This window comes from Chryseobacterium sp. HNCC26DJ238, from assembly GCF_057180465.1.
Genome location: NZ_JBXUGI010000009.1, coordinates 22,634 through 44,849 on the forward strand (window position 1 = coordinate 22,634; position 22,216 = coordinate 44,849).

18 protein-coding genes are annotated in these 22,216 nt (G+C 35.4%); 13 read left to right on the forward strand and 5 right to left on the reverse strand.

Translation table 11 applies throughout. The annotated features are described in order from the left end of the window. The first annotated feature begins 29 nt into the window (after positions 1 to 29). From AC2A07_RS09990 to metF, 6 genes are all read left to right on the forward strand, one after another. The gene (locus AC2A07_RS09990; protein ID WP_484050264.1) at positions 30 to 968 is read left to right on the forward strand and encodes an alpha/beta fold hydrolase; all 939 of its coding nucleotides are present in this window, start codon (positions 30 to 32) and stop codon (positions 966 to 968) included. A gap of 52 nt (positions 969 to 1,020) precedes the next feature. Beyond that, complete coding sequence (locus tag AC2A07_RS09995; RefSeq protein ID WP_484050265.1) at positions 1,021 to 2,565, forward strand: ACT domain-containing protein; 1,545 nt, start codon at positions 1,021 to 1,023, stop codon at positions 2,563 to 2,565. A 110-nt stretch (positions 2,566 to 2,675) separates the two neighbouring features. Further along, the gene (locus AC2A07_RS10000; RefSeq protein WP_484050266.1) at positions 2,676 to 3,836 is read left to right on the forward strand and encodes an O-succinylhomoserine sulfhydrylase; all 1,161 of its coding nucleotides are present in this window, start codon (positions 2,676 to 2,678) and stop codon (positions 3,834 to 3,836) included. Between the two features lie 265 nt (positions 3,837 to 4,101). Further along, a complete protein-coding gene (locus tag AC2A07_RS10005; protein WP_314498215.1) occupies positions 4,102 to 5,112 on the forward strand; it encodes a homocysteine S-methyltransferase family protein in 1,011 nt (336 codons plus the stop codon). Between the two features lie 91 nt (positions 5,113 to 5,203). Next, entirely contained in the window at positions 5,204 to 7,870 is a 2,667-nt protein-coding gene (gene metH, locus AC2A07_RS10010) for a methionine synthase (protein ID WP_484050267.1), read from the forward strand. A gap of 61 nt (positions 7,871 to 7,931) precedes the next feature. Beyond that, on the forward strand, positions 7,932 to 8,888 hold the full coding sequence (gene metF, locus AC2A07_RS10015) for a methylenetetrahydrofolate reductase [NAD(P)H] (protein ID WP_484050268.1): 957 nt from the start codon (positions 7,932 to 7,934) through the stop codon (positions 8,886 to 8,888). Between the two features lie 55 nt (positions 8,889 to 8,943). Here the strand turns inward: metF and AC2A07_RS10020 are convergent, their stop codons facing one another. Together AC2A07_RS10020 and AC2A07_RS10025 are read right to left on the reverse strand one after the other, a co-directional pair. Next, positions 8,944 to 9,429 (reverse strand): hypothetical protein, encoded by a 486-nt coding sequence (locus tag AC2A07_RS10020; RefSeq protein ID WP_484050269.1) that lies wholly within the window; start codon positions 9,427 to 9,429, stop codon positions 8,944 to 8,946. A 17-nt stretch (positions 9,430 to 9,446) separates the two neighbouring features. Next, on the reverse strand, positions 9,447 to 10,601 hold the full coding sequence (locus AC2A07_RS10025) for a hypothetical protein (protein ID WP_484050270.1): 1,155 nt from the start codon (positions 10,599 to 10,601) through the stop codon (positions 9,447 to 9,449). 98 nt (positions 10,602 to 10,699) lie between these two features. Here AC2A07_RS10025 and folE point away from each other — a divergent pair, with 98 nt between their 5' ends. The 7 genes from folE (at position 10,700) to AC2A07_RS10060 (ending at position 19,577) form a co-directional block, all read left to right on the forward strand. Next, positions 10,700 to 11,368, forward strand: a complete 669-nt coding sequence (folE, locus tag AC2A07_RS10030; protein WP_314498224.1) for a GTP cyclohydrolase I FolE — start codon at positions 10,700 to 10,702, stop codon at positions 11,366 to 11,368. A gap of 116 nt (positions 11,369 to 11,484) precedes the next feature. Next, positions 11,485 to 12,951, forward strand: coding sequence for a cysteine--tRNA ligase (gene cysS / locus AC2A07_RS10035; protein WP_484050271.1), 1,467 nt, complete (start codon positions 11,485 to 11,487; stop codon positions 12,949 to 12,951). Positions 12,952 to 13,204: 253 nt separating this feature from the next. Beyond that, positions 13,205 to 14,368: a T9SS type A sorting domain-containing protein gene (locus AC2A07_RS10040; RefSeq protein WP_484050272.1), complete on the forward strand. Its 1,164-nt coding sequence runs from the start codon at positions 13,205 to 13,207 to the stop codon at positions 14,366 to 14,368. A 129-nt stretch (positions 14,369 to 14,497) separates the two neighbouring features. After that, entirely contained in the window at positions 14,498 to 17,149 is a 2,652-nt protein-coding gene (locus AC2A07_RS10045; RefSeq protein WP_484050273.1) for a 4-alpha-glucanotransferase, read from the forward strand. A gap of 141 nt (positions 17,150 to 17,290) precedes the next feature. Further along, positions 17,291 to 18,289 carry a hypothetical protein gene (locus AC2A07_RS10050; protein ID WP_484050274.1) on the forward strand — a complete coding sequence of 333 codons (999 nt, stop codon included), beginning with the start codon at positions 17,291 to 17,293 and terminating at the stop codon, positions 18,287 to 18,289. A gap of 179 nt (positions 18,290 to 18,468) precedes the next feature. Further along, complete coding sequence (locus tag AC2A07_RS10055; protein WP_314498234.1) at positions 18,469 to 18,930, forward strand: hypothetical protein; 462 nt, start codon at positions 18,469 to 18,471, stop codon at positions 18,928 to 18,930. A gap of 137 nt (positions 18,931 to 19,067) precedes the next feature. Then, positions 19,068 to 19,577 carry a ferritin-like domain-containing protein gene (locus tag AC2A07_RS10060; RefSeq protein ID WP_314498236.1) on the forward strand — a complete coding sequence of 170 codons (510 nt, stop codon included), beginning with the start codon at positions 19,068 to 19,070 and terminating at the stop codon, positions 19,575 to 19,577. 85 nt (positions 19,578 to 19,662) lie between these two features. Here AC2A07_RS10060 and AC2A07_RS10065 read toward each other — a convergent pair whose 3' ends face one another. From AC2A07_RS10065 to AC2A07_RS10075, 3 genes are all read right to left on the reverse strand, one after another. Continuing rightward, on the reverse strand, positions 19,663 to 20,220 hold the full coding sequence (locus tag AC2A07_RS10065; protein ID WP_484050275.1) for a hypothetical protein: 558 nt from the start codon (positions 20,218 to 20,220) through the stop codon (positions 19,663 to 19,665). 143 nt (positions 20,221 to 20,363) lie between these two features. Next, positions 20,364 to 20,921 (reverse strand): hypothetical protein, encoded by a 558-nt coding sequence (locus AC2A07_RS10070; protein ID WP_484050276.1) that lies wholly within the window; start codon positions 20,919 to 20,921, stop codon positions 20,364 to 20,366. Position 20,922: 1 nt separating this feature from the next. Beyond that, on the reverse strand, positions 20,923 to 22,134 hold the full coding sequence (locus AC2A07_RS10075; RefSeq protein ID WP_484050277.1) for a hypothetical protein: 1,212 nt from the start codon (positions 22,132 to 22,134) through the stop codon (positions 20,923 to 20,925). Positions 22,135 to 22,216 lie beyond the last annotated feature (82 nt).

The following is a 22,216-nucleotide window of genomic DNA, read 5'->3' on the forward strand; positions in this document are numbered from 1 at the left end:
ATTTTCAAGTTTATTTTAATAATATAAAATTGAAAACAGAACTGCTACATATTAATTTTTTGTATAAAACCGATTCTCAAAAAGAATATCAGATCCCATTAAGCTATCAGCTTTTTGGGAAAGAACTGTTTACAGCACCTTTAATTTTAGTAAATCATGCTTTAACCGGAAACTCTAATGTTACAGGAGAAAAAGGATGGTGGAAACAGCTGATCGGTGAAAATCAGGTTATTGATACAACTCAATATACAGTGCTGTGTTTCAATATTCCAGGAAACGGATATGATGATTTTTTTATTGAACAGTATTCAGACTTTACTCCTTCAGATATCGCCAATATATTTCTGAAAGGTCTTGAAAATTTGAATATCAAAAATATAAATGCTATTATAGGCGGTTCACTGGGAGGAGCGATCGGTTGGGAAATGCTGTCTAAAAATCCCGGTTTAGCAGAGCTTTTTATTCCAATAGCCTGTGATTCTAAAACACACGATTGGTTGCACGCCCAATGTCTTGTTCAGCAATTTTTGCTTAGTGGAAATGAAGAACCACTAAAGAAAGCAAGAATTCATGCAATGCTGTGCTATAGGACCCCACAGTCTTTAAATGACCGGTTTAAAAATAAATTCAATCAGGAAAAGCAGCAGCTGGAATCCGAAGAATGGCTGAACTATCACGGAAATGTTCTTGCGGAACGGTTTAATTTAAAATCATATCAACTGATGAATCATTTGCTTATGAATATCAATACCGATGATAAATCTCTAAATAAGATCAAAGCACGAATGCACATGATCTCTGTAGATACAGACTTATTCTTTCCTGCTTCCGAAATACGGATGTGTTTTGAAAAGCTGAAAAGTAAAAAAGAAGACGTTTTCTACCACGAGATCAAATCAATTCATGGGCATGATGCCTTTCTGATGGAATATGAACAGTTAAATTATATCATAAAAAATATTTTATAGAATACAGCTTTACGAATTGTATCCTATAGTAAATTAAATAAATACATAAAACATGAAAAAGATTAATGCAAACGAAATTAAATTTTTTAAAAACAGATCAATCATTAAATTTGAAGGAGCAGATTTTCTGGGTGAAATAGGGATCGACGGACGTGTTTTTAAAGCACTGACTTTAGCGAGGATCAGTGTGGGAGTGATTTCTCAGCAGGCAGTTGAAAACGGTCTTTCAATACTTGTACACGAAGATGATTCTGAAAAAGCAGTGACCTGTCTGATTGAAGAATTTGCAGACGAAAGAAAATCCGGTAAAGTTTCACAGATTTACAGCATCAACAATGTTTCTGTCATCGGTTTTATAGCCGATGATTTGAATAAAATACTTACAGAGTTAGCAAGAAACAATGTTTTTCCTTTGATCCTAAACCAAAATTCAAGTGAGAAGAGAATCAATATTGTTGTTACTTCTTCTCAGGATGAGAAAACTAAAAATATTATAGAGTCCGAAATTTTTAAAAAACCTAAAACGGTGCACCTGGCCATTATCGGGCATGGAAATGTAGGGAAAACCCTAATTGAACAGGTTTTGCATTCTTCGGAAGAAATAAAAAGAAGGAAAAATATACACCTGAAAGTGGTGGCAGTTGCCAACTCCAGAAAAATAGCTTTCAATAAAAAAGGATTTGACAGCCAATGGAGTGATGAGGTTTTTGCATCTGAAAAATCTTCAAGTGTTGACGAATTAATTAATTTCTCAAAAGAAAACCAACTTGAAAACCTGATCGTCGTAGATAACACAGCAAGTGCAGATTTTGTAAAAAACTATCAGGCTCTTGCGGAAAATGGCTTTGATCTGGTTTCATCGAATAAAATTTTCAATACGCTTCCTATAGAGGAATATCGGAAATTAAGATATATATTGAATAAAAGTAATAAACGTTATCTGTATGAAACTAATGTGGGGGCTGGATTGCCTCTAATTGACACCATCAAGCTTTTACACTTGTCAGGAGAAAATATTACCAGGATCAAAGGGGTTTTTTCAGGAACATTGAGCTATGTTTTCAATAACTTTTCCTTGAGGAATGATAAGTTTTCGGTTATTGTTAATGAAGCTTTGGAAAAAGGTTTTACGGAACCTGATCCGAGAGAGGATTTGTCAGGAAACGATGTGGCCAGAAAACTGTTGATTTTAGCAAGAGAATTAGACTTAATTAATGAGTTTAATGATATTAATATTCAAAATTTAGTTCCCGAATCCCTGCTTTCTGTTTCTAAACAGGAATTCCTTTCACGATTGGAAGAATTGGATGATAAGTATGATAAAATTAAGAGAGATCAGCAGCCCGATCACGTATTAAGATACGTAGGTGATTTGCATGGTGACTTACAGAAAGAAAAAGGTGAACTTGATGTAAAATTGATTTCAGTACCCGCAACTTCTGCTTTAGGACAGTTAAAAGGTTCAGATTCAATTTTTGAAATTTATACCGAAAGCTACGAAGAAAATCCAATTGTTATTATGGGAGCGGGAGCCGGAGCTAAAGTTACGGCAAGAGGAGTTTTCGGAGATATTTTAAGGTTAAGTGAAACTAAATAAAGAAGAGATTAATGTAACAGTATAACAATCTTACAGTTTAACAATGAGAGTTTCGGGTATTTCCTTAAAACTGAATTGTTACCCTGGCAGATTGATAAATTTAAATTTTTATGGAAAATTTTGAAACCCTCGCAATAAGAACTCAGACTGAAAGAACTCAGTTTGATGAGCATTCTACTCCGCTGTATCTGACCTCAAGTTTTATTTTTGAAGATGCTGAAGACATGAGGGCGAGTTTTGCAGAAGAAAAAAGCAAAAATCTGTACAGCAGGTTTTCAAACCCTAATGTCACAGAATTTACTGATAAAATAGCACTAATGGAAGGTGCTGAAGCCGGTTATGCTTTTGCAACGGGTATGGCAGCAATTTATTCAACTTTTGCTGCGCTTCTCAATGCGGGTGATCATATTGTAAGCTGTCAGTCAGTTTTCGGTTCTACTCATACATTGTTCACAAAATATTTTCCAAAATGGAATATCGAAACTACTTATTTTAAAGCAGAAGATTCTGAAAATGTAGAAAATTATATTCAGCCCAATACAAAGATTTTATATCTGGAAACACCTACAAACCCGGCAATCGAGATTTTAGATCTGGAATTTTTTGGAAAGATTGCCCAAAAGCATAATCTGATTTTCATTGTTGACAACTGTTTTGCTACACCATATCTGCAACAACCAATTAGGTATGGTGCTGATATTGTTGTGCATTCAGCTACGAAATTGATTGATGGTCAGGGAAGGGTTTTAGGCGGGGTAGCTGTCGGAAAAGAAGATCTGATCAGGGAAATTTATCTTTTCGCAAGAAATACGGGCCCTGCTATGTCGCCGTTTAATGCCTGGGTACTGTCAAAAAGTTTGGAAACTTTGGCAATCCGTGTTGAAAGACATTGTGAAAATGCATTAAAAGTTGCAGAATTTCTTGAAAGTCATCCGAACGTAGATTTGGTAAAATATCCGTTTTTAAAATCTCATCCAAATTATGAAATTGCAAAGAAGCAAATGAAATTGGGAGGAAATGTCGTTGCTTTTGAAATTAAGGGCGGTATTGATGGCGGTAGGAATTTTTTAGATAAAATAAAAATGTGCTCACTTTCTGCCAATCTGGGAGATACGAGAACAATTGTAACACATCCTGCATCAACAACGCATTCTAAACTGTCTGATGAAGAAAGGAATGAGGTGGGAATTACCGCGGGATTGGTCCGTTGTTCCGTAGGCCTGGAAAATGTGGATGATATCATTGCTGACTTGAAACAAGCTTTAGGTTGATATTATCATTCTAAGCAGAGATTTGTTTCAGGAGCAACAGAGAAAGTCTTCAAAACAAACTTCTACCCGCTGTCCGCTATATCTTTTTTATTTTGAGAAAACAAAAAAGGATGCCGCTTCCATCGGGGCTATGTTGAAGATTTGTACTTCAATTCATGAATGAAAATGATTTGGAAAACTTAAAGATTTTCAGATCAAAGTCGCAATGGGACGATTTTATAAAGTATAGGATGCAATCCTGTTAAAATAGGTCATAATAAATAAAATGAAAAATTCAGAACAACTATATAAAGTATTACAAGAACGCATTCTCATTCTCGACGGAGCTATGGGAACCATGCTTCAGAGATATAAATTTCAGGAAGTAGATTACCGTGGCGAGCGTTTCAAAGATTGGGAGCATCCGGTACAGGGGAATAATGATCTTCTTTCGCTTACGCAGCCTGAGGCTATCGAAGAAGTTCACAGAAAATACCTTGAAGCCGGAGCAGATATTCTGGAAACCAATACATTTTCCGGAACAACCATCGCAATGGCAGATTATCACATGGAAGGTTTGGTTTATGAGCTCAACTATGAATCAGCAAAAATTGCCAGAAAAGTCTGTGATGAATTCACTGCCAAAAATCCTGATAAACCAAGATTTGTTGCGGGTTCTATTGGACCAACTAACAGAACGGCAAGCTTAAGTCCGGATGTGAATGATCCGGGATATCGGGCAATTACCTTTGACGAATTGAGAACTGCCTACAAGCAGCAGTCTGAAGCTTTGCTTGATGGAGGCTCAGATATCCTTTTGGTTGAAACCATTTTTGACACCCTCAATGCAAAAGCAGCCCTGTTTGCGATTGACGAAATTCAGGAAGAAAGAGGAATAGAAATCCCGATCATGGTTTCGGGGACAATTACCGATGCTTCAGGAAGAACGTTGAGCGGTCAGACTGCTGAAGCATTTCTTATTTCAATTTCACATTTAAATTTATTAAGTGTAGGATTTAACTGTGCTTTGGGAGCCAGTCAGTTAACGCCATACTTAGAAACTTTAGCACACAATTCAGAATTTTGTGTCTCAGCATATCCCAATGCAGGACTTCCTAATGCATTCGGTCAGTATGATGAATCTCCGGAACAGATGGCTGGTCAGATCAAGGAATACGTAGAAAAAGGATTGATTAATATTATCGGAGGATGCTGCGGAACAACTCCTGAGCATATAAAAGCAATTGCTGATCTGGTAGATAAATACGAGCCAAGGAAATTTAATGTATCAGTATAATAATTTTAATAATGTAACAATTGATGTTATTATTATGAAATCAAAAAAACGAATTGTTGCCTGTTACGTCGATACATTACTAAATTAAATTATGAAATATTTAAGATTATCAGGCCTTGAGCCTTTGATTATAACCCCGGAAAGTAATTTCATCAATGTTGGTGAAAGAACCAATGTGGCCGGGTCTAAAAAATTTTTAAGGCTAATTAAAGAAGAAAAATTTTCCGAAGCTTTGGATATTGCGAGGGATCAGGTAGATGGGGGAGCTCAGATTCTTGATGTTAATTTTGATGACGGACTGATCGATGGTAAAGCCTCGATGATTAAATTCCTTAACCTTATCGGTTCTGAACCTGACATTTCCAAGATTCCCATCATGGTTGATTCTTCAAAATGGGAAATTCTGGAAGCTGGTCTGCAGGTTGTTCAGGGGAAATGCGTGGTAAACTCGATCAGTTTAAAAGAAGGAAAAGAAGAGTTTGTAAAACATGCAAAAGCAATTAAAAGATATGGTGCAGCCGTTATTGTTATGGCTTTTGATGAGGTCGGACAGGCTGATAATTATGAGCGAAGACTGGAGATTACAAAACGGTCCTATGATATTCTGGTTAATGAGGTAAAGTTTCCCGCAGAAGATATTATTTTTGATTTAAATATATTTCCGGTTGCTACCGGGATGGATGAACACCGCAGAAATGCAATTGATTTTATTGAAGCAACCAGATGGGTGAGACAGAATCTTCCTTATGCTTCTGTAAGTGGCGGCGTTTCTAACGTCTCTTTCTCTTTCCGTGGAAATGATACTGTGCGTGAAGCCATGCATTCAGTTTTTCTTTACCACGCCATCCAGGCAGGAATGAATATCGGAATTGTAAATCCTGCAATGCTGGAGGTCTATGATCAGATCAATAAAGAACTTTTAGAGCTTGTAGAAGATGTTATTCTTGATAAAAGAGAAGATGCTACAGAGCGTTTATTAGATTATTCTGAAAGAAACAAATCGGTTAAAAAAGAAAAAGTTGAAGAATTAGAATGGCGTACGTATCCTCTGCAGGAGAGAATTACACATTCTCTGGTCAAAGGAATTGACCGTTTCATCGAAGAAGATGTCGAGGAAGCCAGATTGCAATCTGAAAGACCGCTTCATGTAATTGAAGTCAATCTGATGACAGGGATGGGAGTTGTCGGAGATTTATTTGGTGCCGGAAAAATGTTTCTTCCGCAGGTAGTAAAATCTGCGCGTGTCATGAAAAGAGCTGTTGCCTATCTGCAGCCATTTATCGAAGCTGAAAAAGATGTGGCTCAGAAACCTAACGGAAAAATATTAATGGCTACTGTAAAAGGAGACGTTCATGATATCGGAAAAAATATTGTAAGTGTAGTTTTGGGTTGTAATAATTATGAAATTGTCGATTTGGGAGTAATGGTTCCTGCAGAGAAAATTATTCAGGCCGCAATTGATCATAATGTAGATGTTATTGGCCTAAGTGGATTGATTACGCCTAGTTTAGATGAAATGGTGTATATCGCATCTGAACTCGAACGCCAAAATCTTAATTTTCCACTGCTGATCGGTGGTGCTACGACTTCAAAAGCGCATACTGCAGTCAAGATCGACTTAAAATATAAAAATGCAGTGGTTCACGTTAATGACGCTTCAAGAGCGGTAAATGTTGTAAGTTCTTTGCTTGGTGACAGAAATAAAGAATACGTTGATGATCTGAAAAGCGATTATTCAGATTTTCGTGAGAAGTTTTTGAACAGACAAATTGATAAGGATTACGTTTCGCTTGAACAGGCGAGAGCGGATAAATTTAAAATCGATTGGGACAACGAAGAGATTTTTACCCCAAACCAATTGGGGATTCAGGTTTTTGAAAATCAGGATTTAGAAGAGTTGATTCCTTTCATCGACTGGTCTCCATTTTTCAGAAGCTGGGATCTGCACGGTAAATATCCTAACATTCTTCAAGACGAAGTTGTAGGTGAACAGGCCAGAGAATTATTTGAAGACGGAAAGAAAATTTTAAAAAAAATTATTGATGAAAAGCTGTTAGTGGCAAAAGCAATATTTGGAATTTTTAAAGCCAATGCTAACGAAACCGATGATATCTTAATTTATGATGAAGATGATCAGGAAAAGGTTAAGTTTTTAACTCTGAGACAACAGGTTCAGAAATCAAAAGGCAAAGATTATATCGCATTAAGTGATTTTATTGCTCCAAAAAGTCTTGGAAAAACTGACTATATGGGTGCATTCTGTGTATGTACAGGTTTCGGAACAGATGAATTATCGGATCAGTATGAAAAAGACAACGATGATTACAACGCCATTATGGTAAAAGCAATCGCTGACCGTTTTGCAGAAGCTTATGCGGAATTTTTGCATAAAAAAGTGCGTACAGAATATTGGGGGTATGCGAATCAGGAAAATTTAAGCAATGAAGATCTGATTGCTGAAAAATACAAAGGAATACGTCCTGCTCCCGGTTATCCTGCATGTCCGGACCATTTGGAAAAGCATGCGATTTGGGATCTTTTAAAAGTAGAAGAAAATATAGGTGTTTACCTTACTGAAAGTTTAGCAATGTTTCCTACTGCGGCCGTTTCCGGATATTATTTTGGAAGCCCGCATGCTAAGTATTTCGGTTTGGGAAAAATAACAGAAGAGCAGGTAAAAGAATACTCAGTGAGAAAAGGGATCTCTTTGAGAGAGGCAAAGAAATGGCTTTCACCCAATTTAGCAGACGGAATTTAGGGCTTTTATCTTCCTCAAAAGCGATGAGTCATTCAGAAAAATTAAACTTACTATTTATTAAATGAAAATCACAGACCATATAAAAAATGCCAATGGCAAAACTCTGTTTTCTTTAGAGGTTGTTCCGCCTCAAAAAGGAATAGGGATTGAAGATTTATATACGAATATTGAACCTTTAATGGAATTTAAACCTCCGTTTATTGATGTTACTACTTCAAGAGAAGAGTATATTTATATTGATAAAGGGAATGGTTTGATGGAGCGGAGAATTACAAGAATGCGTCCGGGGACTTTGGGAATCTGTGCAGCGATACAGCATAAATATAATGTAGATACTGTTCCCCATCTGCTTTGTGGTGGTTTTACCAAGGAAGAAACAGAGTACCTTTTGGTAGACTGTATGTATTTGGGGATTGACAATATCATGGCACTTCGCGGTGATGCGATGAAAGGGCATCAGTATTTTGAGCCAACTCCCAACGGTCATGCAAGTGCTATGGACCTTGTGCGTCAGATCAGTGATTTGGGGAGAGGTAAATATCTTCATGATGAACAGGCGTGCGAGGAGCACAACAAATTCTGTATCGGCGTGGCAGGATATCCGGAAAAACATATGGAAGCTCCATCCATGAATTATGATTTGAAGTGGCTGAAACAAAAAGTAGATGCCGGTGCTGATTATATTGTTACACAAATGTTTTTTGACAATAAAAAATTCATTGAATTTGTTACCAAAGCAAGAGAAATGGGTATTACGGTTCCTATTATTCCAGGAATCAAACCAATAGCCACCAAAAAACATTTGAAATTATTACCGCAGGTTTTTAATATAGATCTGCCTGAAGACTTAATTAATGCAGTAGAAAATGCAAAAAATAATGAAGCCGTAAAACAGATTGGCGTTGAATGGGCAGTCAGTCAATGCCGTGAACTTCTTGATTTTGGCGTTCCGGTCCTGCACTTTTACTCGATGGGGAAAAGTGATAATATTAAGAAAGTGGCAGGGGAATTATTTTAGATAGTTAGTAATAATAAAAAAGTAGGGCTTTAGAATATTCTAAAGCCCTACTTTTTTATAGTTCGTTTTGGTATTGTATCAATCTGTCAAATACACTTTTGGTTGTCGGTTTTGAGGAGTTCGTATTAAAAATAAACATCCCGCTTTCTATATTAAAAAAATATTTTTTAGAATTATCACTGATTGAAAACCATTTTAATAAGCCGTTGACCAGATTAACATCTTCCCATTTAATTGTCGATTCATCTGCAATAAATGTGTGTGGGTTAAGATTCAAAGTATCCCTGAAAATAATTTTGCGGTCTTCGATATAAATAATTCCACTTCCCTGAAAAGCCTTTAATTTAAAGAACTGATCCTGAGTGTTTCCCATATTATAACGAACGAAAGCATAGTATTCAGGAGTACCAATCTGTTCTAAAAGCACATTTTGTTTTTTCTTTCTGCTTTTAGCGGCCAAATAGGCAATTAGGAATATAATTGCAGGGATAGATAAAATAAAAAGAACGAACAGTATCAATACGAAAATTAATGAATCCATAAAATTTATATTTTAGATTAAACAACCGGATGTTTCTCAAATTCCTTATTTCTGTCAAACAAATATCTGTAAGTTGCCAGCTTTCTGGTAACTTCAGTGTCAAGATGTTTAGCAAGACCAAGCATCTTAGGGTTAAAATCGCCAATCCACTGCATTTCGAAATCTTCGAATCTCGTGGCAACCTGAAAATGTTTAGCTGCTTCTACGATAAGGTAGCCTTCTACTCCTTTGTTCTGCCACTCTGGGAGAACTCCAAAAATCAAACCAACAAATTTAGAATTATGCTTGAAAGTTTTATAATATAGAAATTTCAGTTTTCCCCATATTCCGAATTTCCCATTAAGATATTTAAACCACTGATTAAGATCAGGGATGTTAATCCACATAGCGATCGGATTGCCGTTTTCATAGGCAAACCAGGCTATGTGTTCATTCATGACCGGTTTCATATTGTTGAAAAGCTTTTTTACTTCATTCAATGACATTTGTTTTCCTCCTCCGTGACTTTCCCATGACTTGTTATAAATGGTATAAAAATCTTCTGCAAATTTATTAATATTCACTTTCGTGACAGGCTTAGCTGAAAATGCTTCATTCTTAGAATGCTTTGCATGCATGATATTAAAGATTCTTGAAGTGGGAGCGTGAGCTTTTCTGCTGAAACATAACTGATTGAAATAAATTTCAAATCCGTAATTTTCAAAGAGTTCCCTGTAATAAGGGAAATTATAATTCATTCCATACAGAGGCTGGGAAAAACCTTCAATCAGCACGCCCCAGAATTTGTCCCGTTCTCCGAAATTGATTGAGCCGTCCATTGCTTCCATTCCTTTTTCCTGAAGCCAGTCTTTGCAGTAATCAAATATGAAATTGGCAGTTTCCTGGTCATTGATACAGTCAAAAAAACCAATCCCTCCTGTTGGCTGTTTTTCAATATACTGGCTGTTAACAAAAACAGCTGTTTTTCCTATGGTTTCACCTTCACTGTTCTTAAACAGAAAACGTTTGCTTTCGCCATGGGCAAAACATTTATTCTTACTGATGTCAAATACATTTTCGATATCTTTATCCAAAGGACGGATATACGCTTTGTCGTCTTGATAGAGTCTTGCAGGAAACTCCAGGAATTCTTTTTTATGTGCGTCACTCAGTACTTCTTCAACGGTAATCATAAATATTTAAGATAATTGATGGGAAAGGTAATTCAAATTTGAGCTAAATTAAAATATAGAATTAATTTTATCCGTATTTTTGTTGCAAAATAAATAAAATGGTTGATTTTACCGATAACGATGATGATATTTTTACTGGAAAAGAGCATACGCCTATCCGTGAAGATGCTTTTGAGAAATCGCCACAGGAGAAAATAGAAATTATCACGAAGCTTTTCGGAGAAATTATGGAAACTTTGGGGTTAGACATGGATGATGATTCTTTAAAAGATTCTCCGAAAAGAGTTGCTAAAATGTATGTTAATGAAATTTTCGGTGGACTTCTACCTGAAAACAAACCCGGAATTTCTACGTTTTCAAATAAATATAAATACCGCCAGATGTTGGTGGAGAAAGATATTACCGTATATTCCTTTTGTGAACATCACTTTTTGCCGATTATTGGAAGAGCACATGTTGCCTATATTTCCAATGGTGATGTTATAGGGCTTTCAAAGATCAACAGAATCGTAGATTACTACGCCAAACGGCCACAGGTTCAGGAAAGGCTGACAATGCAGATTGTTGATGCTCTGAAAGAAGCTTTGGGAACACAAAATGTAGCCTGTATCATTGATGCAAAACATCTTTGCGTCAACTGCAGGGGAATCAAAGATACCGCAAGCTCTACGATCACAGCCGAATTGAGCGGGATTTTCAGAACCAATCCTATTACAAGACAGGAGTTTCTACATTACGTAGGAAGCCACGCCAAACTTGATTATTAGAATAAAGAAATGATAAAATTTAGAAAAGTTTCAAACAAGATTTTTTTCATAACAGTTATTTGTTGTGGATAATTTTGTCATGAATTAATTTCAAACCTCAAATTTCAAATCAAATAATGCAGCTAAAAATATACAATTCGCTTACAGCGGAAAAAGAAATATTCAATCCGATTTTAGAAGGAAATGTCGGGATGTACGTTTGTGGACCTACCGTCTACAGTAATGTACATTTAGGAAATGTGCGTACGTTTCTATCTTTCGATTTTATTTACAGAAGTTTAATGCATTTAGGCTATAAGGTAAGGTATGTAAGGAACATTACTGATGCCGGTCACCTGACGGATGATGGAGATGTAAATAACGACAGATTCGTAAAGCAGACCCGACTGGAAAAATTAGAACCCATGGAAATTGTACAGAAATATACAGTCGATTTTCATAAGGTTTTGGAAATGTTTAATCTTCTTCCTCCCAATATTGAGCCTACTGCAACGGGGCATATTGTTGAGCAGATAGAACTGACACAAAAATTAATTGAAAAAGGTTTTGCTTACGAGAGCAACGGATCGGTTTATTTTGATGTTCTTGAGTACAACAAAAGGGGCCTGAATTATGGTGAGCTTTCAAAACGAAATATAGAAGAACTTTTTGCCAATACCAGAGATCTTGATGGACAGGGAGAAAAGAAAAACCCACAGGATTTTGCTTTATGGAAAAAAGCATCCCCCGCACATATTATGCGCTGGAACTCTCCATGGGGAGAAGGTTTTCCGGGATGGCATCTAGAATGTACTGCCATGAGTACAAAGTATTTGGGAGACAGATTTGACATTCACGGAGGTGGAATGGATCTTAAATTTCCACATCACGAATGTGAGATTGCCCAGGGAAAAGCATGCAATGATGTAGAGCCGGTTAATTACTGGATGCATGCCAATATGCTGACAATGAATTCCCAGAGAATGAGTAAGTCTACCGGAAATTATATTTTACCGAAACAGTTAGTTTCAGGAGAAAATGATTTCTTTGAAAAGCCTTTTCATCCCACAATTGTTCGCTTCTGCTTTTTACAGGCGCATTACAGAAGTGTTTTGGATATTTCCAATGACGCCATGATTGCCAGTGAAAAAGGCTTTACCAGATTAATGGACGCATTTAAAATATTAAATTCAGTATCTCCAAATGACCAGAAAGAATCTGGGTTTAACCTGAAAGATTGGAAAGTCAAAGCATATGATGCATTGACGGATGATTTCAATTCTCCGGTTTTGATTGCGCATCTATTTGAAGCTGTAAAATTTATTTTTGCGTTAAAAGATGAGAAAGAAACAGTTTCCACAGAAGATCTGAAAGATTTGAAAGCAACTCTGAGTGCGCTTATATTTGATGTTTTGGGTCTTCGGACGATTGAAGAAAACAATAATGAAAAATTAGACCAGACATTGCAGGTTTTGATTGAATTGAGAAATCAGGCAAGAAAATCTAAAAACTTTGATCTTTCTGATCAGATCAGAGATAAACTTTTAGCTGAAGGTATTGAATTAAAAGACGGAAGAGACGGAACTTCTTATGTTTTAAATTAAAAATAAATTTCCCTAAGCTTAACAGAGCTCTCGCAGAATGAACGGACTATCCAGATTTAAATATAATTATCTGCTTGTCCATTCAGTCTTCGGGAGTTTTTTATACAGCTGAATGTCATAGGAAAGATGTGAGATCGTTATGAAAACTTGAATTCAGACAAACAGATCAATTTTAATTCTAATTTTTTTAAAAAGCAATTTGAAAATTGTTTAACTTAGTAACAATAAAACAATTACAAATAAATTAATACCTATGAAAAAACATTTATTCCCTATTATTCTATTAATACTTGGAAATACAGTCAGTGCACAGCAGGATTTTTTTGCGCTTACAGGAAAAGATTCTCCCGGAATTGAGTTCAGTGATTTTCGTGCGATGAATGCAGACGGAACTTCTGGTCAAAGTGTTTTTGGGGTATCATCAGAAGCAAAGGTGATTTCCCAGTCCAAAAAAACTTTAATTACTGAAGATAAGACTTCGTTCGGTCATGCACAGTCTGCTTCTTTAGCAGCTTTGGCGTATGATTATTCAGGTGATAATCTGGTTTATATGCCGATGTTTTCACCCAATATTTATGTTTTAAACCGGAAAACAAAAGAAATTACTTTAGTTGAAAATACAGTTGCAAGAGTTACATCTTGTGATATCAATTCACATATCACCAGAATGACTACAGGTTATGACGGAAATATCTATGCTGTCAACAATTCAGGAACGCAGTTTATTCAGATCATTAAAAAGAACAATCAGTTTGTAGTTAACGACCTTGGAATTATAGAAGATGATGTCTCAAACGGCAAGAATTCTTTCACATCATTGGAAACAGGTTTTGGTGGTGATATGATTGCAGATGCAGATCATAATTTTTATGTTTTCGCAACATCGGGAAATGTCTTTAAAATTTCACCCAAGGAGTTAAAAGCGAAATTTATAGGAAAAATATCAGGACTTCCGGAAAATTATTCAGTGAATGGAGCGGCTGTAAATTCGCAGGGTAAAGTGGTCATTGCAAGTGCTAAAGGTGCAGCGTTATATGAATTAGGTCTTGAAAATCTTGAGGCTAAACAGCTTCCGGGGAAAACTAATTTACATATTTACGATTTGGCAAGTAAATATTTTGCAAATGACAGAGCAGTTTCTGCAAGTGTTCTTGCTAAAATAGATGTTTATCCGACACAGGTTGATGAACATTTTATTTACGTGAATGCCAATGATCAGTCGGTTAAAGGAAATATCAATGTCAGCATCTTTGATATTTCAGGAAAGATGGTGCTGACCCAGAAACTGTCAGTGAAAGAGGGACAGCTGAATCAAAGACTTGATATTAAAAACCTGATCAGCGGTTCTTATATTGTTAATATTACTGAGGAATCAGGTAAGTCTTTACTGAATAAAAAAATTCTGGTAAAAGAATAATTTTCGCCTTTAAATAATTAAAACAACCTTTTTTCAAACTTGAGAAAAGGTTGTTTTTTTAATGATTATTTGATACTGTAACCGTTTGCAATTCAATTTTAAAACTGTATTTTTATAAAAAAAAGATAGATGAAGTTATATTTTAACGTTGGATATCGGGCAAATGCTGGTGAAAACCTCCAGTTGATAATTAATGAAGAGGATAATGCAGCTCAGAAGCATACGATGTTTTACACAGAGGATGGATACTGGAAATGTGAGGTTGATTATTTTTCAAAATCAGTTTCTTATCATTATCAGCTTATTGACGATAAAAATAATATTTTGAGACAGGAATTTGTTTCACATCAACTGAATTTTCCCCATAATTATAAAGAATTTTTAATTTTTGATGAATGGAACAGTAAGAATTTTCCTGAAAATTATCTCAATAATAAGATATTATATAATAAACTGAATCAGTTTAGACCCAAAAAACTGGCGGTACTTAAAAAGCACAGCCATTTATTCAGAATCGAAGCGCCAATATATAATCAGGACTGGGAAATTGTGTTGTTTGGGAACGTGGAGTCCTTAGGAAATTGGGATCCTGATAAGACTGTTCGTCTTTCTCAGACAGATTTTGGGATTTGGGAGGCATCTGTTGATATTTCTGAAAATAATTTAATTCAGTATAAATATGCAATTTTTGACAAATCCGCAGGAAAAGTAATTGACGTTGAAAGTGGAGATAACAGATATACAGTTCCTAATCTTCAAAAAGATGTTCTTCAGATTTCTTCAGATCATTATTTCCGTTTTAAGTCTTACCAGATGTACCATGATGCGGGAGTAGCAGTTCCTGTTTTCTCCTTGCGAAGTGAAGAGGGTTTTGGAGTTGGTGAATTTTCTGATTTGAAAAAACTCGCAGATTGGGCTAATGAAGTCTCACTTGGGATTATTCAGATTCTTCCGATTAATGATACTACGGCAAATTATTCATGGACAGATTCGTACCCGTACGCAGCAGTTTCTGTATATGCTTTACATCCACAATATATTTCTGTTCAGAATTTAGATTTCAAATTACCGAAAGAATTAGTTGAAGAGTATCAAGATGAAAAATCTGAATTAAATTCATTAGATTTAATTGATTATGAAAAAGTCATTTCTTCCAAATGGAAATATCTGAAAGCTGTATTCAGTTCTGAAAAAGAGAATATTTATAAGGATAAGAATTTTAAGAAATTTATTAAAGAAAATGAAAAATGGCTTTTGCCTTACTCTGCGTTCTGCGTGCTCAGAGATAAATATAATACGCCTGACTTTAATAAGTGGAAAACTCATAAGAAATATATTGCCGGCAAAATTTCACCCTTTTTCTCGCCGAAAAATAAAGATTATGACAGCTCTATGCTCCATGCTTGGGTGCAGTTTCAGCTTCACAGGCAGTTAAAGGATGCTGTAGAATATCTTCATGATAAGAGAGTTTCCTTAAAAGGCGATCTGCCGATTGGAATTTACAGATATTCTGTAGAAGCATGGGCTGAGCCTGAACTGTTCGGAATGGATTTCCAGGCTGGTGCACCTCCGGATCAGTTTACGGAGATCGGACAAAACTGGGAGTTTCCGACATATGATTGGGAAGCCATGAAAGCTGACGGTTATCAATGGTGGAAAAACAGGTTCAAAGCATTAGAACAGTATTTTGATGCGATGCGGATTGATCACATTTTAGGGTTTTTCAGAATCTGGAGGATGCCTGTTTCTGCTGTTCAGGGGATTCTCGGATATTTTTATCCTGCTGTCCCGGTTGTGTATGAAGAATTTAAGGCAAGACACATTCCTTTTCATTTCGACAGATACTGCAAACCCTATATCAATGATCTGATTCTATGGAATTATTTTGGAGAGCAGAGCAATCAGGCTTTAGATTTTTTAAATGATAATCTTGACGGTACGTATTCATTCAAAGAAGAATTTGATACACAGAGAAAAATTTCAGATTATTTTAAGAAAAAACCTGGTGGCGTAGTCGAAGAACAATTGATTACATTATGTGCGAATGTGTTGTTTGTAACAGAAGAAAGAGATGGGGAAACAGTATTCCATCCAAGGTTTGATGCTTTTAAAACCGCATCCTATCAATATCTTTCAGATTGGGAGAAACAGTCAATCTATGAATTGTATATTGATTATTTCTTCAAAAGACAGGATTACCTGTGGAAGGAAAAAGCGATGGAAAAGCTTCCTATAATATTAAATGCTACAAAAATGTTGATTTGTGGGGAAGATTTGGGGATGGTTCCGGATTGCGTGCCTGAAGTGATGAACGAACTGGCAATTGTTGCCCTTAAAGTTCAGCGTATGCCTTCAGAGAAGATCCTTTTCTATGATCCTAAAAATGTGGATTATATGAATGTAGTGACAGCATCATCTCATGACAGTTCAACATTAAGACAATGGTGGAAAGAGGATCATCACCTCACACAGCAGTATTATAATCAGCAGCTTATGCAATATGGGAAAGCACCTGAAAATCTCGAACCGCATTTGGCAGAAATTATTATGAAACAACATTTATATAATGATGCTATGTTAGCCATTTTCCCCCTTCAGGAATTTTTAGCAACCGATGAACATTTGACCAATCCCAACATGGATAATGAAAGGATTAACAATCCTGCAGTATTCCCACACTATTGGCGCTATAGAATGCATGTAAACATTGAAAATTTAAAAGAAAATTCAACATTTAATCAGAAAATAGCCTATTGGTTAAAAGATAGCGGTCGCGCATAATGAAAATAATAGAATTGATAATCAATTGATTAATGATTTAATGAAAGAAGTTTTACTTTAGGGTTTAACTTCTTTTTTGTCTTTATATCCAAAAGACAGGAATGAGAGTTCTTTTGTATTAACCAATTAATGATTATAGAAATGAAAAAAATACTTTTGGGATTTGCTTTGACTTTATCGATTTTGTCGTTTGCTCAGCAATATCCTGATAATGGATATCATGATGGATATGGAAATAATGACGGATATTATTCTGATCAGGATGATCAGAATTATTTTCCTGACGACTATTATTATAATTATCCTCAGGATTATTATCCCCAGGATTACTATCAGAGTTATTATAATGATTACAAAAACAGTATTGTCAATGTTAACTGGAATGTTTTTTTTCAGCAGAATAGGTTAAACCGTTGGCAGATAGACCAGATTCTATACCTGAATAATCTGTACTCCAGTTTTTCAAACTGGAACAGCTTTTACAGATATAATCCGGACCGTTGGTACTACGACAGGTTTTATGCAATGGAGAGAATCCTGGGGCCCAGGGTATTTGTAGTTTTTCAGAATAATTATTACCAGGGACACAGGCCGATCGCTTATTTTCAAAACTACAGAAGGTCATATTATTCGCCGAGGTTCAGAGTAATGCCAAGATACCGAAATGTAAATATCAATATTTACAGAGTCGACAGAAACAGTTTTCGTAGAAATGATAATCCAACATTGAATGTAGTCAGAAATTCAGGTTTCAGAAATTCTAATAGCAATTCATCAGGCGGATTTAGAAATCAAAATAATAATGCTGTACGAAGAAATAATGGAAATTCAGGAGGATTCAGAAATTCTGATAATGGAATTCGTAGCAACAGTGGAACACGGGAAAATAATGGGATCAGAAGAAATGAAAATGCAGGAGGAGGGTTCAGAAATAATAACAGGAACTCTGAGGCTGGTATCCCGAGACCGTCTGCTCCCAGAACTGAAAATAGCGGAACGAGAGGAAACGGCGGATTTAGATCCCAACAGAAAAGTGAAAGTTCGGGTCCGAGAATTCAAAACAGTTCTCCACGAGAGCAGAACAACAGAGGGGATGGTAGAAGTTCAGGCGGTTTTAGAAGCAGTTTAGTTAATAATTAGTTTTCATATATTATATTTGAGTGGTGTAGAGATCAGGTTTTTTGCCTGATCTCTTTTTATTTTTAAATAATGTTGATGAATTAATAATTAAAATTAACATATTTTATGAATTTTGTATTTTAACTTCGTCTTTTATTATGTATCAAAAAGACATAACAAAACAATTAATTAAAGTAAAAATGAAAAAATTAGTATTAGCAATAGCATTGATCGGAGTAGGAAGTTTTGCAATGGCTCAACAGGTTCCGCAGGACAAAAAAGTAAACAGAGCAGAAATGGAGCAGAAAATGCAGCAGAGAGAACAGGAAAGAATAACTGCGATGCAGAAAGATCTGAACCTGAACCAGAGTCAGGTTGCTCAAATTAAAAACCTGCATGAAAAAAGAAAAGCCGAAATGAAGAATGAGTTTGATAAAAACAAAGAGCAGAGACAGGCAAGGATGGAGCAGATGAAAGCCAAAAGGGAACAGATGGATAACGATATGAAGAAAATTCTTTCACCGGAACAATATGATAAATGGCAGGCTGGCAAGAAGGCTAAAATGGAGGAGAGAAGAGCGATGATGAAAGAAAAGGGAATGAAGGGAGACCGAAAGATGAGACACGGTTTGAAGCCGGCTCCTCAGCCTCAGGTGAACTGATTGTTTACGTAATTTGATTTTTAATGTTGGAGGGTGGAAGTAGTTCCACCCTTTTTATATTCAATCTAAATCTAAATTTCTGCGTAAATTTTTCAATTTGTGATATAATACGTATTTTTGAGTATAAATTTTTTATTATGGTAAGCGAAAAAATTGCACAACTCATCAACGAACAAATAGCTCACGAGCAATATGCTGCTCAGTATTATCTTTCCATGTCTGCATGGTTTTCAGCAAAGGATCTGGATGGGATTGCTAATTATTTCAGAGTTCAGAGCAAAGAGGAATTAATGCACGCAGATAAGATGTTTGACTATCTTAACGATGTAGGAGGCGAAATTATCGTTGGCGAAATTCCAAAACCGCCGCATGTATTTGACAATGCAGTAGATATTTTTGTAAAAGCGCTAGAGCATGAAAAAACTGTAACAAGAAGTATTTTTAATATTGTTAAAAATGCCAATGATGAAGGAGATTTTGCAACGACTTCTTTTCTGCAGTGGTTCATCAATGAGCAGGTAGAAGAGGAAGCCAGTGCATCACAGTATGTCACTAAAATTAAAATGGTGAGTGAAAATCCTTCAGCATTATATCTGTTTGATCAGGAATTGGGACAAAGAGTATTTGTGCCGGATACAAAGGCTTAATAATTCTAACACTATAATACATAGTAAGGCGGAACTGTCAGTTCCGCCTTACTTATTTTTAAGTAAATAAATCAATCCGACAGAATCAGAAAAAATAGATTACCCCGATTCTGTAAACATCTCTTCGGGCTTCATAGTAGGTTAATGCCAATTGATTAAACTGTTTTGTAAATCCTTTTGAAAAAGTACCTTCAACAGTAAAATGCTCAGATAGCTTATAATCTATACCTATATCTGTGCTGATACCAAATCTCTTTGAGAAATAGTTGAAATTATTATATTGTTCGTCAGGAATGTAATTTAGTTTTCCTCCTGCCAATAACGAAAAACGTTTGTAAAAATTATATTTGTAATAAACAGGCAACTCTATAAAGGTAATATCGTCAGTGAAAGAAACTGTAGGTGAAATTTGAATAAATGATTTTTTGGATATTTGTTTTTCAAAGACGAAGCCTCCATAAATTTCATCAATGATCCCACTTAAATAACCTGAAGGTTGACCTGTTTCATCAATTGCATTGACACTGGAGTAATTCCAGCCTGCCTTGATTCCAAATTTGAGGGGATCGTTCTGAGAATATAACATTCCTGCGAATAAGAGGCAGGAAATCTGAAAAATTACATTCCAAATTTTGGTAATCATATTAATATATTTTATCTTCAAAATAATTTCTTTTCTATTGGGCTATACCGAAATACTTCTTTAGGTTTCTGAATTATTATTGAGTTTTAGAGGCCTAAAAATTTTAGAATAATTTTTAATACAGTTATTTAGTCCCTGACGAATCAGAAAATATAGATTATCCCGATTCTGTAAACATCTCTTCGGGCTTTATAATATGTTAATGCCAATTTATCAAACTGTTTTGTAAATCCTTTTGAAACAGTACCTTCAAGGGTGAAATGATCACACAGTTTATAATTTAAACCCATATCTGTACTGATGCCAAATCTCTTTTTAAAGTAGTAAAAATTATTAAACTGTTCATCTGGAATATAATTCAGTTTTGGGCCCGCAAGTACTGAGAATTTTTTATAAAAATTATACCTATAATATACAGGCAGTTCTATAAAAGTGACCGACTCCGTGAAAGAAACGATAGAAGAAAGCTGGATAAAAGACTTCGATGAAATTTGTTTTTCTATTAAAAAGCCTGCATAAGCTTCATCAATGAGATCACTTAAATAACCTGAAAGTTTACCTACTTCATCAATTGCATTGATGTGGGAATAATTCCAGCCTGCTTTTATTCCAAACTTCAGTGGATAGTTCTGAGAATATAATATTCCTGCTGTGAAGAGGCAGGAGATCTGAAAAAAAACATTCCAAATTCTGGTATTCATATCAATATATTTCATCTTCAAAGTAATTTCCTTCCTGTTTATGGATACTAAAAAGTCCCTTTGGTCTGAGTTTTTTACTCTGCAGGTTGCTGCCGGGATCATTTAGAGATTTTATATTTTTTAATCTTTTTCTCCTTTTCTCTTTAGTAGAAGTCAGAGATTCTTCAGTACTACAGTTGGAGTATACTACACCTTTAAGATCTGCTGTGATCTTAGCTCTGTATTTTTTCCATTTCCCATTTTTTTTTCTGTATGATTTTGTTACAGATTTTCCTTTTACTGATGAATTTGAGCCAATTCCAGCTCTTCTCACAAATTTATGTTTCCACTTGATTCTTCTGTTGCTGTTAAATATTTTTTCTCCCTTTTCCTTTGCATATTCTTTACAGCCATCACTCAGCGGGCCAAGCTGCCCTATAACAGCACCTATATCTTTGATGTCTACTTTGTAATTTCTTTTGATGGAGTTTAAATACTGAGTAACCTGCTGGTGAGTCGGACCATCAATATGTGATGGGTGTATTATATGATTAAGAGAAGTAATTGTATTTGAAAGTGTATTAAGGTCTTCAATATCTAATTCAACAGTACCCCAGCCAAATTGTTTAAAATATTTATATCCGTCTGCACAGTTGCCTATTATGTATTCTGCCCCGATGCTTAACAGGGCTCTTTCCGTCTCATCATCAATGTAGTGACTGTCCGGACTGGTATTCAAATTCCAAGCGCCATCACCTTGCTGGCTCAGCCAGTCTTTTTCTAGGGTTTCAACATAATTTCGGTGAGAACAGAAATTTAAATCCTTTTCAAAATCAAGCAGGGGCTGATCTTCATTAAATCCTAAACTGTCAGCATAATCATCCGCTTTAACATCTGTCATGTTAAAGGTATTTTGGTCAAAATTATCATTATGACTGTCAATAAGTTGATCTAATATTGTTATTGCGTTTTCATAAGACTGGGCTGTCGGAAAAATCAGAATATTATTATCACATTTTGTTGAAATGCCATTGTCCACATGTACACCTTTTACACCTTGTATTATAGAGCTTTCTACAGCGTTATGGAAAACTTTACAGATGTCCATATTACGTTTGAGTATTAAATTTTCTTTGTTGTGGGAATTTTCAGTTTCAGGTTCCCTTTCCGTTGAACATGAATACATCAACAACGAAGCAATACTCGCTATTGCAATAGCGTTAATTTGTTTCATAATTTTTAAACATCATTTTGAGTTTTTAAAATTATAAAAATAAATTAGATTGGCAAGTGAATTTTTATTGTCAAGTAATTGT